Below are 12,706 nucleotides of genomic sequence, written 5' to 3' on the forward strand. Positions count from 1 at the left end.
GGGTGCGGTCGAGGGGACGGGGACGCCTGCGCTGGGGACTCATACGCCGGGCTCCAGTACGGCCAGGACCCGGATCATCGGGTCGCCCGAGGTCCGCAGCCGGGCGGCGGCCGCGGCCAGGCGGTCCGCCGCGTCGTCGCGGGTGGACCGGGTGAAGCCCGGGAGCAGCTCCTGCCGCCAGTCGCCGACCTGCTTCTCGTACGCGCGGAGCGGGGCGTCGACCTCCCGGTCGGCGATCTCCCGCAGACCGTCGAGTTCGCGGCGGGTCGCGGTCACGGCTCGGGGGACCAGCGGCTTGAGGTCCTCCAGGGGACCGGGGCTGTAGTGGTCGGGCATGTCCGGTCCGATGCCCAGTTCGGTGAGAAGCTCCGGGGTGAGCTCCCGGACCCGCGGCTCCGGCTCGTCGAGCCGGTCGACCGCGAGCCAGGCGACCAGGGTCGGCCGTCCCTCGGCGTTGGACCACACACCCTGGGTGAGGACCACCGGGGTGGGCGCGCACCGCGGATCGACCTGGAGGACCTGGGCCTGCCGGCGGCCGAGGTGGACGAGCACCTTGTCGGTGATCCACTCGACCACCGGGTGGAGTTCGCCGACGTAGTGGGCGTCAGGCCAGAGCGAGGACGAGTTCGAGTCCTCGCGAGCCCGCTTGAGGGAGTCGGCCGCGTCCCCGCGGCTGAAGGTCAGCTTCATCCGCCGGGCGATGTTCTGGTCGCGCAGATAGCCGGGCGGCAGCACGTCGAGCCGGTCGGCCAGGTCCTCAGGGGTGTCGAAGCTGAGGTCGGTGCCGACGAAGGCGGTGTCGAGGTGGAGCGACTCCAGCTTCGCCAGCTCCTCCAGTCCGGTGCGTACGTACAGGAGGCGGTTCCGCTCCGGAGCGCGGTCGAACAGGCGCAGCTCGTCCACGGTGGGGATGTCGGAGTCCTCCGTGGCCGGGTCGGGTCCGTCCTGCGCCGGAACGGACTCCTCCGAAGCGTCGGACCCGTAGTCGTCCAGATCGAGGTCCAGATCGAAGTCGAAGTCGGCGTCGACATCGGCCTCGCCCCCCTCGCCGGCGTCACCGCCGGGGGCGGACGCGTCGGCCTCCGGCTCCACCGGGGCCGGACCGGTCCCGAACTCGCTCATCGTCCGGCGCGCCACGGGGAACCCGGCGCCCAGACCGTCGCCCTCCGCAAGCGCGTCCACATCGACGGCCTGGAGGTCGGCGACCGCCTCCTCGGGCGGGGCGTCGCGGAGCAGTGCCTCCATCACCCGGCGCTCCTCCTTGCTCCAGTCGTCCTCCTTGGTGGCTGCCTCCACCGCGCCCAGCACCTCGTGCACCCGTGCTTCGCGAGCGAGGACCTTCTCGGCGACGGTCCGGTCGTCCAGAGCTCCCTCGACCTCGCTGCGCAGGATCAGCGCGCGGAACTCGGGGTTCTGGGTCTGCCCGTAGCGGTCGATACGGCCGTTGCGCTGCTCGACGCGGATCAGGCTCCACGGCAGGTCCCAGTGGACGAGGTGGTGACACTGCCGGTGCAGGTTGACGCCCTCGGATGCGCCGTCGCCGGTCAGCAGCAGCCGTACGTCGCTGCCGGCCCGCGCGAACTCGTCCACGTACTCCATTTGCACCGTGTCGGAGACCTCGCTGTGCATCACCTTGACGGCGTCCTCGGCGTTCTCGGGCTTCTTCCAGCCCAGCAGCGCGGGCAGCACCGTGCCGAGCCAGTTGAGGGTCTCGCGGCGCTCCGAGAACACGACCGCGCGAGTCGGGCTGCCCGGTCCGACCCCGATCTGCCGGAGGTATGTGACGAGGGCGGTGAGCTTGGCCGTGGCGGCGACGCCGGCAGCCGAAGCCGACGCCTGCTCGATTTCTCGGGCGAGCTCCGTCAGCCGCAGCAGCGAGGCGACCTCCGGAACCGCCGAGTGCGCCTCCGCACCGGTCAGCGGCGGGTCGGTGACGTTCTTGTGTCCCTCGGGAAGGGCGTGGCCCAGGCCGGCCAGCTTCTTGCGGGCCGTCGTGAACAGCGCGCGGTGCGAGGACAGGAAGGACTTCAGGAGCACGTACGGGAAGAGGTGATCGGTCCCGTGCGGGTCCGGATTCCGCAGCCAGCTGTCGGTCAGTTCGGCGAAGACCCGCTCCTCCAGCTCGCCCGCTGGGCAGGGGATCGGCTTCGACTCGCCGCGGGGCGCCCAGGAGCCCGTGAGCGCCTTGGTCACCTCCTTGCTCACCTTCGTACGGCGGAGCATGAGGTGGTGCAGCTCGGACGCCTTCGGGTTCTGCTCGTCCTTGACGGCCATCGGGTCCAGGAGCCGGACCAGGCCGGTGAAGTCCCGCATCACACCGTTGTGCGGGGTGGCACTCGCGAGGATCAGGGCGTCGGTCTGCTTGGCGAGCAGCTCCGCCAGAATGCGGCGGTCGCTCCCGCGGTTGATCAGGTTGTGGGACTCGTCGATCACGACGGCGTCCCACTCGATGCCCTGGAGCCAGGCCCCGTAGCGCTTGGCGTTCTTCAGGGTGTCCATCGAGATGATGACGCGCTTGTGGTACGTGAACGGGTTCCGGCCGACCGGGATCTTCCGTTCGATCCGGGAGATGCCCACGCTGTCCAGCCGGACGAGGGGCAGCGAGAAACGGGTCCACATCTCGTGCTGGAACTGCTCGAGGACCGGCGCGGGGGTGACCACGAGGATGCGCTCGCCGCGTCCCCGGCGGATCAGCTCACCGAGGAGGATCCCGATTTCCAGCGTCTTGCCGAGGCCGACGACGTCACCGATCAGCAGGCGCGGCCTCAGCGGACTCTCGAGTGCCTTCTGCGCCGGCCGCAACTGGTAGTCCATGCGGTCGAGCAGAAAACCCTCGGTGAGGGCGAGGCGGCGTTCGATCTGGGGGAGCGGGGTCTTGCGGAGCACTGCCTCCAGGAAGAGCCGGCTGAGACGGAAGCCTTCGGACGTGTCGTGGACGAGCCGGGTGTTTTCGGGGCGGAGGACGCGGGGCATGCCGTCGAGCGAGGTGAGGAAGCGCGCCCGGTGCCCGCGGACCAGCTCGGAGGCGCCGACGGCCTCGATCAGGATCTCACCCGCGCGGACCTGACTGCTGCTGCGGACCAGCCACTCCTCGTCCCGCACCTCGATCACCGTGCCCGCCGGGGGCGGGCCCGAAGGGAGGTCGGACGCTGCGTCGGGCATGGCGGGCGGTTCCTTTCGACAGGACGGTGTGACGCACGCGTACTGCGGGTGCGCGAGGTTCTGTTTCTACCGGGGGTGGGGGTGGCACGGAGCCCTTTCGAAGCCTAAACGGACAAAGGTCCTCCGGGATCCAGGGCCTGCAGCCTGCTGAGACCGACTGTGGTGGACCCGGGGCCTGTCAGGTCAGAGGCGCCCGCTGTGCGCGTAGGCCTTCCGCAGCCGCTCGGCGGCCCGCAGGGCAATGGCCGGAGCCACAGCCGGGTCCGGCGTCGCAGGGGGCTGCGGCGGTGCCAGGCGGTAACTGGTCACGGTGGGCTGTGCGGGGAGCGACGTACCGGCTCCCGGAGTCGGCTGGGCGCCCGGATCCACCACGGTCGGCACATACTCGGCGGGGCCGGGCGCGGGCTCGGCGGGTACGTCCAGGGGCTCCAGGTCCTCGGCTTCGGCCGCGAGGAACTCGTCGAACAGGTCGGGCACCCACGGGCTGTCCGGGGCGGCCCCCTGGTTGACGGCCTGCTGGGCGGCCTGCTGGACCTCGGGGTCCGGCAGGTCGGAGAGAGCCTTAGCGGGGAGTTCCGGAACAAGTCCGGACTCCCTCACCAGAACGCGCAGCTGGTCCGCGGCGGCCTCTTCCGACAGCCCGTGGTCGGTGAGCAACTGGCGAAGATCGTCCTCGATCTCGTCGAGGGACGGTCGCTGTTTTGCCACCTGCACCAGGATCCGGCCCAGCAGCGGCAGGCATGGCCCGTACACGCCGTCCCACTTCGGTGCGGTGTGCATGGGAGCGAGGGGGTACGGCGGCCGCTTGGCAGCCGCGAAGAAGAGCACCGCCCCCAGCGAGTAGATGTCCGTCGACTCGGTGACGTGTTTGGTGTCCCTCGCCTGCTCGAGCGACATGTAGGAGGGGGTGCCGAAGCCGACGCCGGTCTTGGTGAGAGCCGCGTCGCTGTCCCGCTCGGTGAGGACGGCGAGACCGAAGTCGAGCACGACGGGGCCGTTGGGGCCGAGTGCGATGTTGCCGGGCTTGAGATCCCGGTGCAGCAGCTTGGCGCCGTGGATGGCGCGGAGCGCGTCCACCAGGGCGAGGCCGAGTGCGCCGTACGGCCCCACGGCCAAGGGCCCGCAGGTGTGGACGAGCTTGTGCAGCGTCGGGCCGTGGACGTAGTCCATGGCCAGCCAGGGCTGCTCGGCGTCGGCATCGGCGCCGAGCAGCGCCGGGACCCGGGCGCTGGCCACCGTGCGCATCGTCTCGATCTCCTGCGCGAACCGCGCCCGCGCCTCCTCCTCGGAGTGCTCGGAACTGTCCCGCAGCTTCGACGGTTTGATCACCTTGACCGCCGCCAGCGCCGGTTGAGCCGGCTCCGTGAACTCCGTCAGGTGATATCCCGTCTCCAGCTCGGGACCGAGATTCTCTAGCGGCAGCCTGCGTCCCAGGTAAGTACGGCCCATCCCGCCCTGCCCGAGCACGGCGAGCAGCTCGAACGGACCCAGCACCGCCGGATCCCTCTCCTCGTTCAGCTCGTACATGCGCCCCCACCTGTGTCGCACCCTGATCGTGGTGTCGTCGGCGGTGCGCCCTGGAGCAGCCGGACGCGCGGGAGGGCCGCGTCCGGCCGACGGCGCACACAGCTCGTCGGCAAGTTTACGGCTGGCGTTCCGCTGCCCTGCCGGAAACGAAGCAGGCCAGGCAGGGCAGCGGCCGGATCAGAGCACGTACTGGCCGAGAACCGCCGTGCGGGTGCGGAGCATCGGCTGCAGCTCCCGGCGCAACAGATCCGCGTCCGCTTCGGGCAGCTTCAACGATGCGCGCCGCATGCGCACACTCCAGGTCTTCGGATCCGGGAAGACCTGAAGATGCGGTACGAGGTCGGCGAGGATCACTCCCTCGTGGCGCGGGGCGAGCCCGTGCACGTGGAGGGTGCACCCCGAGGTGAAGTCCCGGTCACCGAACGAGACGGGTTCCGGGAGTGCCGCGACCTCGGAGGTGACGGTGGCCAAGCCCATGACCCGCCCGCGGTCGCGTCCGGGATTCCGGAAGCAGCCCCTGGTCGTGTAGAGGAGGATCTCGTCACCCTTCTCGGGAAGCCCGGTGCTCCGCCCGACGGGGAAGGCCATCCGCTGGTTCTCCAGCACCCAGGCCAGGGGCTCCCGATCGCCGAGGATGATCAGGTTCGTCGCCATCAGGCACCGCCTCGCAACTGCTCGCGGAGGTCCTGGAGCCGGACCTCGGGGTTCTTCTTGAGGACGTACTTGCCGTAGCCGTTGATGTCGACTCCGGTCTGCGCCTTGAGGGCAGGCGAAGGCTTGGAGAACGCGCGGCCGTCCTCGATCTCGAGCCATCCGTCCGCCGTCACCGTGGCCTCGTGCGTCAGCCCGCGGCGCGGTTGGACGTGGACCAACTTGTCCCCAGCCTCGAGCAGGCCCGCCGTGATGAACGGCATCAGATCACCGGGGCGCCGTTCCTCCCCGGATTTCGCGGGGAGGCCGGAGTCCGTGAGGAGCAGGCGTCGCAGTACGTCGTTAGGGGTGTCCACCAGGGGCTCGCTCCGGCTCTGCAGGAAGGCGAACACCTCGTCGTCGATCTCGATGGAACGCTTGGGCACGACCGACCTCCACAGGTTAAAACTTCAAGTCCTCAAAGTTTAGGGGTTGGGGAGATCGGGCGCAAGGTTGATCGAATCCGGTCGGGCCATCGCCGACGGCCAGTAACATGTCGAGCTGTGACGTAGGGGAGTGTCTGTGTTACTGGGGGTTTGACATGGCGCTGGACGGGCCCAGCCTGGGCAAGATGCTGGACGATGTGGCGGCTGGCAGGATCCAGCTCCCCGACTTCCAGCGGCAGTGGAAGTGGGACGACGATCGGATCCGCGCCCTGCTGGCGACGGTGACGCTCGACTACCCACTGGGTGTCGCAATGACGCTGGAGACGGGCGGCGAGGCCCAGTTCAAGGCCCGGCCGCTGCACGGCACCGATGTGGAGCAGCATGCGGTGCCGGAGCAACTGCTGCTCGACGGTCAGCAGCGGCTGACCTCCTTGTTCCAGGCGCTCCGGTCCGACCGGCCCGTGGAGACGACGGGCACACGCAACAAGCCGCTCAGGCGCTGGTACTACATCGACATCGTCAAGGCGGTGGACGAGGCGGCGGATCGCGACGAGGCGATCGTGTCCGTACCCGAGGACCGTGTGGTGCGCGGCGCATACGGCCACGCGGTCCAGGACCTCTCGACGCGCGAGAAGGAGTGCGCGAGCGGCCTGTTCCCCCTGAATCTGATCTTCGAACCGGACTTGACCGGGAAGTGGCAAAGGGCCTACGTGAGTGGCGGTGACGACCGCTGGGACTTGTGGTCGGCCTTCCAGGCCCGGGTCATCGACACGGTCAAGGGCTTCAAAGTGCCGTTGATCCGCCTCCCGAAGGAAACCCGCAAGGAGGCGGTGTGCTCGGTGTTCGAGCGGGTGAACACCGGCGGCGTCGTCCTCAACGTCTTCGAGCTGCTCACGGCCACCTACGCGGGGGACGCGCAGTACTCCGCGGACCACGGCGGCCAGGACTTCAGCCTCATCAAGGACTGGCAGGACATCAAGGGCAAGCTGTGCGCCGACCACCCGGTGTTCGGCACCCTGGACAAGGAGACCGGCCAGGAGACCGGACTCACGAGCCTGGACTTCCTTCAGGCCATCGCGCTGGTGCGCACGTACATGCGCAAGCAGGAGTTCCTGGCGGAGCACCCCGGAGTGGCCAACGCACCGGCGGTGAGCTGCAAGCGCCGGGACCTGCTGCACCTTCCGCTGGCCGACTACACGCGGATCGCTCCGAAGACGGCCGAGGCGCTGTCCTGGGTCGGCCGCTTCCTGGCCACGCAGCACGTATTCCGTGAGCGTGACCTGCCGTACGGGTCGCAGGTGGTGCCCCTGGCGGCCATCGCCGTCCTGCTCGGTGAGGCGCTGCACGAGCCGGACGCCCAGGAGAAGCTCGCCCGCTGGTACTGGTGCGGTGTGCTCGGTGAGCTCTACGGAGGGGTCACGGATACCCGGTTCGTGCGGGACGTCGAGCAGGTGGTCGGCTGGATCAAGGACGGCGGCGCGCAGCCCGACACCGTCACCGAGGCGACGTTCCAGGAACAGCGCCTGCACCGGCTTGCCTCACGCAACAGCGCCGCGTACAAGGGGATCCACGCCCTCCTCCTCAAGGAGGGGGCGATCGACTGGTACTTCCACGGGGAACCGATCAACGAGCAGTTCCTGATCGGGCAGTACGTGGACATCCGGCAGGTCTTCCCGAAGGCGTGGTTCGAGCAGAACGGCGTGGACGGCACCCGGATGAGCAGCATCGTCAACAAGACACCGCTGTCCTACCGGGCGATGCAGGCGATGGGTGCCGGCGCGCCGTCGGCGTACCTGACCGCCTTCGAGCGGCACACCGGGAGTCCGGGGGACTGGTTCGACGACATCGTCGGAACGCACCTCATCGACGCCAAGGCGTTGCGCGCGGACGACTTCGACGCCTTCTACCGGGATCGGACGGCCAGGCTCCTGGAACTCGTGGAGCGAGAGATGGGCAAGACCGCGGTGCGTGAGGGGACGAGCGATGCCGACGCCGCTTGATGCCACAGTCAAGGGACTGGAAGGCGCATCCCTGACGATCCGGGACCTGTTGGCGGTGTGGGGCTACCGGATCCGTGACCACGCGTCCGTCCCTCAGATCCGGCTCGATCTGACGAACGCCGGCCTGAACACGGTGCCGGACTTCGCGGCCGGCTCACTGGACGACGAGGTCGCGATCGTCCCGATCGGCCACGAGCGGGACACGGCTGCCGAAGCCGGCGGTGACGCCGTCGAGCGGGACCCGGCCGATGACTCCGAGGAAGCCGTCGGAGTGTTCCCGCAGGCGGCCATGCGGGTGCACGACCTGCCCTGCGCCCACGGGGTTGCGTCGATCACGCCCGATGAGTCTCTGTCCGCCGCGATGGGCAGGATGGCGGAGCACGGGTACTCACAGCTTCCCGTGATCGACACGTCGGGAACCCTGCACGGTGTCGTCACCTGGGCATCGATCGTTCACATGCACGCGACCGGACGTAAGACGTGTCTGGCCAACGCGATCAGCACGGAGTACGAGATCGTCAACGCCTCGGCTCACCTGCTGCCGGTGCTGCCGGCGATCCGCGCGCACGAGTTCGTTCTTGTCCGAGCTGCGGACGGGCAGGTGAGCGGCATCGTCACCTCCGCCGATCTCGCCGGCGAGTTCGGCGCCGTGGCCCGCCCCTTCTTCACCCTCGGGGAGATCGAGCGCCGACTCCGGCGCTGCCTGGGGCGAGTCTACGACGAGGCCGACGTGCAGAAGGTACACAAGAAGAAAACGTCGGTCGACGAGATGATGTTCGGCGAGTACATCCGCCTCCTGGACAACGAGGAACGCTGGGACAAGCTCGGCTGGCCCCTCGTCGACAGAGCCCACTTCATCGGGCTGCTCAGCCGGGTGAAGGACGTCCGCAACACGGTCATGCACTTCAACGCGCCGTCCCTCAGGGCCGAACAGCTCGACCTGCTCGACAGCTTCGTCTCCATGCTGCGCCTGTACGACCCTGACTACGGGGCGACCGATATGGGCTTGACCGCGTGACGTGCCGTTCCAGCCGGCTGCCCTCGCAAGGGCAGACGGAGCGTGGAGACTCCGACCGAGGCCTCAACGGAGCGGAGCGGTCAGATCTTGATCACGGTCGCGCGTCCGCCGCAGAGGGCAGTGAGATCCTCTGGGTCAGAGGTGAGGATGGTGGCCGGGCCTGGTGCGGCCAGGGCGGTGGCGGCGAGCATGGCGTCGATGGCGTACTTGTGGCCGTGCAGGCCGGCATCGGCGAGGAGGGTGGCGGCGTGACGGGCGATCGGCTCGGTGATCGGTTCGATGACCAGGCGGGAGAGCGTCCATTCCAGGGCCGGGCGGTTGACGCGGGGATGGACCACTTCGACGAGGGTGGCCGCTGAGGTGATCACACGCAGGTCGTCGGCGCGGGCCAGGGCCAGCCAGGCAGTGACCGTACGGTCGCGCAGGACGGCCTTGGCGAGTCCTTCACTGTCGAGGACGAGGGTGCCGCCGGGGACTGCGGGGGAACGGGTCACGCTGCGTCCGCTCCGCGCTGCGCCTGCTCGCGCCGTGCCTGGGCGAGCTGGTCGCGCAGGGACTGGATCTCTTCGTCCGTGACGGGTCCGTGCTCGGCCTCGGCGACGGTAAGGAGTTCGTTGAGGTTGTCGCGTTCGATCTGGCGGGCGACGGCCGCAGCCACGTAGGCGGACAGACCGGAGGGGCCGCTGCGGGCCTTGGCCGCCTCGGCGATGTCGCGTGGCATGGTGATCGAGTACTTACCGGTGGGCTCACTCATGCGATCTATCCTACCCGCCATCCTCCCCGCACTGCCTTTCCTTCTGGCATGGCTGCCGCAGGCGACGCGATCTCCTGGAGAGAGGCGGTGCCGGTCAGGCGGAATTCGGCTGGTCAGGTACGAGGTACTCCCAGAAGGGGGCGTGGGCCGACAGGCGTGCTTGCCGCATAGCCCCGCCGAGGGCACGTGACGAGGGACGGGGCGGACGTCAGGGCGCCGGCCGACGAGCTCGGGGCCAGGTGTCCAACCAGGTCGACCCGCGGGTCGTCGCCAACCCGGAGCAGGCGCGGAATCTCCTGGCGGCGGTTTCCCATGTGAGTGGATGCTGACGTGCCCGCGGCCGTCGCCTCGTGGGTCTGTTCGCCGCCATGTACGTCGGCGGGCTCCGGCCGGCGGAAGCGGTCGGCCTGGTCGAGACGGACTTGAACCTTCCCGGCCACGGCTGGGGTTCGGCGCTGCTCCACCGGACCTGTCCGTCCGTCGGCAAGCAGTGGACCGACTCGGGGAGACCCATGACGACCGCGGGCCGAAGAACCGGCCGGCCGAGGACGTCAGGCGGGTTCCCATCCCGCCCCACCTCGCGCCGTGCTTCGTGAGCACCTGGCCGCCTTCGGCGGCACGGCGGACGACGGGCGGCTGTTCTTTACCGAGAAGGGCTCGGTCGTCCCGTCCTCGACCTACCACCGCGTGTGGCAGGAAGCCCGTCTCCTCGCGCTTCCGCCGGCCGTCGCGGCCTCGCCGCTCGCGAGTCGGCCGTGCGACCTCCGGCGCTCGGCGCTGTCGACGTGGCTCAACGGCGGGGCCGACCCGATAGAGGTGGCCGAGCGCGCCGGCAACAGCGTCGAGGTCCTGCTGACCCGCTACGCGAAGTGCCTCGACGGACGGCAGGACGTCGCCAACCGTCGCATCGAGGACTTGCTCCGCGAGTACGAGTGAGACAACTGCACCGATACTGAGGCCTCAGGCATGCCGCCTGGGGCCTCCCTCGTTTCGGCCCTACCCGCGCCGGTGCTTCGCTTCGTAACGGGCAAGCTGAGACGTGCGGCCTGCCCTGCGCTCTTGTGGCCTCATCTCGCTTGCTGCTGGCATGTCGGCAACGTCAATGCCGGAGAGAGGGGGCCTTGTGGAGCTGCACGTCACGCGCTGGAAGCGATACGGGCATGATCGTCTGTACGCCAACCTGCCTGATGGCACCGCGTTCGGTTGGGCGGACGTCACGACGGGAAACGTTACGGTCTTGCGGGCCGAATACCGCGACGAAGTGATCACTGTGCTCACCAAGCACTTACAGGGCCTCACTGGGCTCGTTCTGCGAGACAGGGCGTTGGATGCTCAGGCGCGTCCGATGCTGCCGGCTCTGACGCCAGCCGATGACCTGGCCGTCAACACTCCCGGGCAGTCCTTGCGTGATCTGCTCGCCGAATCCGGCCCGGGGCTTATGGAGCGAGTCGGCTCACGGATTTTGCGGCGGCCCACTGAGTGGGACTCCTGGCAAAAGGGATTGGCGGGGGAGCGTCGAGTGGGGAGCTGAGCTGAACCGCTTGGGGCGCCACGGCTGGCGCGTCCTGCACTCCGTCCCCTTGGCCAACAAAGTGGATATCGATCACTTACTGATCGGGCCTGGCGGAGTGTTCAGCATCAATACGAAGCACCACCACAAGAGGGCCGTATGGGTCGGGGACAATTCCGTGAAAGTCGATCACGGGAAACCGGCGCCCTACGCACGCAAGAGCCGGGCGGAGGCCAAGCGGGTCGCCCGAGTGCTTGAGCGCTATTGCGGCTTCCCGGTACCGGTGGAGCCGGTGCTCGTCTTCGTCGGCGTCACCGAGCTGAAGGTGGTCGCCACGCAGCTCGACGTCCGGGTGTACCAGGAGCGCCAGGTGTCGGCCCTCGGTCCGCTCTCAGGCATCCTCACGGCCGACCAGGTCGAGCAGGTGTACGGCGTTGCTCGTCATCGTCAGGCGTGGGCTCAGGCCTGAGGTGGTGGCCCGCGATGAGGTGCCGGCAGTCTTGCTGGTCGGCTGTCGGCAGCCCCTGCGGCGTGACGGTCCCGTGCCGGGCAGGGGCGCCTGGCGTCGGTGCGGGCTTCGCCTTTCCCGGGACCTCACCTGCGGCGATGCTTCAAGATCCCGTCCACGCCTCGTCCACAGACCCCGACATACGCCCGCTCAGACCGGCATACGGCTGCACATACGCGAAGACCCCGGCCTCAGCGTTTCCGCTGGTGACGGGGTCTTTGGGCACCTCATGCAGGGTGCCCCCGGCAGGATTCGAACCTGCGCACACGGCTCCGGAGGCCGTTGCTCTATCCCCTGAGCTACGGGGGCGTCCGCCGTGTTTCGCGGCGACGGGTAGAACCCTACCAGCTCCCGACGGGTGCCCGTGAACAGGTATTTCGGGGGGTCGGGCGGCGTGTGGTCGCCCGCAGGGGGCGGAAGTGGCGAAAACCCGGACGCGGGGGCCGGGCGGCACCTACTCTCGAGTTGTGTCAGGCGTGTCCGGTCGGGTGCTGGTTGTGGACGACAACCGGGTCATCCGGCAGCTGATCAGGGTCAACCTCGAGCTGGAGGGCTTCGAGGTGGTGACCGCGGCCGACGGTGCCGAGTGTCTGGAAGTCGTCCATCGCTTCCGGCCCGACGTGGTGACGCTCGACGTGGTCATGCCCCGCCTGGACGGGCTGCGGACGGCCGCCCTGTTGCGCGGGGACGCGCGGACGCGGCACGTGCCCCTCGCGATCATCAGCGCCTGCGACCAGGCCGAGATCGAGAGCGGCCTCGACGCGGGCGTCGACGCCTTCCTCGCCAAGCCCTTCGAGCCCGCCGATCTCGTACGGCTGGTGCGGCGGTTGATGCCGCCCCCGATGGACGGTCACCACGGCGCCGGCCACGCGGGCAGTTCCTGCGGGTGATCATCCCGGGGGCGGGGGCCGGAGGCGGGGGTCGGTGCCGGGGCCGGGATGGCGTGGGGATCGGCTGAGGGGCGGTGCCTGGGGTGGGGAGCGGGCTCGGGGGAGGCGGCGCCGCGTTCGTGTTCGTCGGGGGTTCGCCTGCGCGTCGACCCGGTTTCATGTGCCGTGACCGTGGTGCGGTTCTTGATGTTCCAGAAAATGTTTTTGCTGGTCAGGGGCTTGTAGCGGGCGCTCGGGGGCGGGGTGTGGCCGGGATCGTGC

At 69.2% G+C, this 12,706-nt stretch carries 11 protein-coding genes, 1 tRNA gene and 1 pseudogene; 6 read left to right on the forward strand and 7 right to left on the reverse strand.

Annotation, left to right across the window (positions count from 1 at the left end; genetic code table 11):
• Positions 1–39: 39 nt before the first annotated feature.
• From NRO40_RS20520 to NRO40_RS20535, 4 genes are all read right to left on the reverse strand, one after another.
• Complete coding sequence (locus NRO40_RS20520; RefSeq protein ID WP_058945337.1) at positions 40–3,162, reverse strand: DEAD/DEAH box helicase; 3,123 nt, start codon at positions 3,160–3,162, stop codon at positions 40–42.
• Between the two features lie 183 nt (positions 3,163–3,345).
• On the reverse strand, positions 3,346–4,689 hold the full coding sequence (locus NRO40_RS20525; RefSeq protein ID WP_058945338.1) for a serine/threonine-protein kinase: 1,344 nt from the start codon (positions 4,687–4,689) through the stop codon (positions 3,346–3,348).
• A gap of 177 nt (positions 4,690–4,866) precedes the next feature.
• The gene (locus NRO40_RS20530) at positions 4,867–5,343 is read right to left on the reverse strand and encodes a hypothetical protein (RefSeq protein ID WP_058945339.1); all 477 of its coding nucleotides are present in this window, start codon (positions 5,341–5,343) and stop codon (positions 4,867–4,869) included.
• Positions 5,343–5,765 carry a restriction system modified-DNA reader domain-containing protein gene (locus NRO40_RS20535; RefSeq protein WP_058945340.1) on the reverse strand — a complete coding sequence of 141 codons (423 nt, stop codon included), beginning with the start codon at positions 5,763–5,765 and terminating at the stop codon, positions 5,343–5,345. Before NRO40_RS20535 ends, NRO40_RS20530 begins: the two co-directional genes overlap by 1 nt.
• Before the next feature lie 155 nt (positions 5,766–5,920).
• On the opposite strand from NRO40_RS20535, the gene NRO40_RS20540 reads away from it, so the two are divergent.
• Both NRO40_RS20540 and NRO40_RS20545 read left to right on the forward strand, forming a co-directional pair.
• Positions 5,921–7,765 (forward strand): GmrSD restriction endonuclease domain-containing protein, encoded by a 1,845-nt coding sequence (locus tag NRO40_RS20540; protein ID WP_257375466.1) that lies wholly within the window; start codon positions 5,921–5,923, stop codon positions 7,763–7,765.
• Positions 7,749–8,783, forward strand: a complete 1,035-nt coding sequence (locus tag NRO40_RS20545; RefSeq protein ID WP_058943705.1) for a CBS domain-containing protein — start codon at positions 7,749–7,751, stop codon at positions 8,781–8,783. The genes NRO40_RS20540 and NRO40_RS20545 overlap by 17 nt, the downstream gene beginning before the upstream one ends.
• A gap of 80 nt (positions 8,784–8,863) precedes the next feature.
• Here the strand turns inward: NRO40_RS20545 and NRO40_RS20550 are convergent, their stop codons facing one another.
• Both NRO40_RS20550 and NRO40_RS20555 read right to left on the reverse strand, forming a co-directional pair.
• Positions 8,864–9,277: a PIN domain-containing protein gene (locus tag NRO40_RS20550; protein WP_058943706.1), complete on the reverse strand. Its 414-nt coding sequence runs from the start codon at positions 9,275–9,277 to the stop codon at positions 8,864–8,866.
• Positions 9,274–9,537 (reverse strand): hypothetical protein, encoded by a 264-nt coding sequence (locus NRO40_RS20555; RefSeq protein ID WP_058943707.1) that lies wholly within the window; start codon positions 9,535–9,537, stop codon positions 9,274–9,276. Before NRO40_RS20555 ends, NRO40_RS20550 begins: the two co-directional genes overlap by 4 nt.
• 239 nt (positions 9,538–9,776) lie before the next feature.
• Between NRO40_RS20555 and NRO40_RS20560 the strand changes: the two are divergent.
• From NRO40_RS20560 to NRO40_RS30610, 3 genes and pseudogenes are all read left to right on the forward strand, one after another.
• Positions 9,777–10,473: pseudogene (locus NRO40_RS20560) on the forward strand (tyrosine-type recombinase/integrase); the annotation flags it as partial.
• 187 nt (positions 10,474–10,660) lie between these two features.
• Positions 10,661–11,068 (forward strand): hypothetical protein, encoded by a 408-nt coding sequence (locus tag NRO40_RS30605; protein WP_306674882.1) that lies wholly within the window; start codon positions 10,661–10,663, stop codon positions 11,066–11,068.
• 10 nt (positions 11,069–11,078) lie between these two features.
• Positions 11,079–11,516, forward strand: a complete 438-nt coding sequence (locus NRO40_RS30610) for a nuclease-related domain-containing protein (RefSeq protein ID WP_306674883.1) — start codon at positions 11,079–11,081, stop codon at positions 11,514–11,516.
• A 276-nt stretch (positions 11,517–11,792) separates the two neighbouring features.
• On the opposite strand, the gene NRO40_RS20570 is transcribed toward NRO40_RS30610, so the two are convergent.
• A tRNA-Arg gene (locus tag NRO40_RS20570) sits at positions 11,793–11,864 on the reverse strand.
• Positions 11,865–11,974: 110 nt separating this feature from the next.
• Between NRO40_RS20570 and NRO40_RS20575 the strand changes: the two genes are divergently transcribed.
• Positions 11,975–12,445: a response regulator gene (locus NRO40_RS20575; RefSeq protein ID WP_079047299.1), complete on the forward strand. Its 471-nt coding sequence runs from the start codon at positions 11,975–11,977 to the stop codon at positions 12,443–12,445.
• Positions 12,446–12,706 lie beyond the last annotated feature (261 nt).

Origin of the sequence: Streptomyces changanensis, assembly GCF_024600715.1 — a bacterium.
GTDB classification, from domain to species: domain Bacteria; phylum Actinomycetota; class Actinomycetes; order Streptomycetales; family Streptomycetaceae; genus Streptomyces; species Streptomyces changanensis.

Coding starts and splice junctions, on each gene's coding strand:
- NRO40_RS20540 (WP_257375466.1), top strand. CDS start 5,921: ATGGCGCTGGACGGGCCCAGCCTGGGCAAGATGCTGGACGATGTGGCG.
- NRO40_RS20520 (WP_058945337.1), bottom strand. CDS start 3,162: ATGCCCGACGCAGCGTCCGACCTCCCTTCGGGCCCGCCCCCGGCGGGC.
- NRO40_RS20545 (WP_058943705.1), top strand. CDS start 7,749: ATGCCGACGCCGCTTGATGCCACAGTCAAGGGACTGGAAGGCGCATCC.
- NRO40_RS20555 (WP_058943707.1), bottom strand. CDS start 9,537: ATGAGTGAGCCCACCGGTAAGTACTCGATCACCATGCCACGCGACATC.
- NRO40_RS20530 (WP_058945339.1), bottom strand. CDS start 5,343: ATGGCGACGAACCTGATCATCCTCGGCGATCGGGAGCCCCTGGCCTGG.
- NRO40_RS20525 (WP_058945338.1), bottom strand. CDS start 4,689: ATGTACGAGCTGAACGAGGAGAGGGATCCGGCGGTGCTGGGTCCGTTC.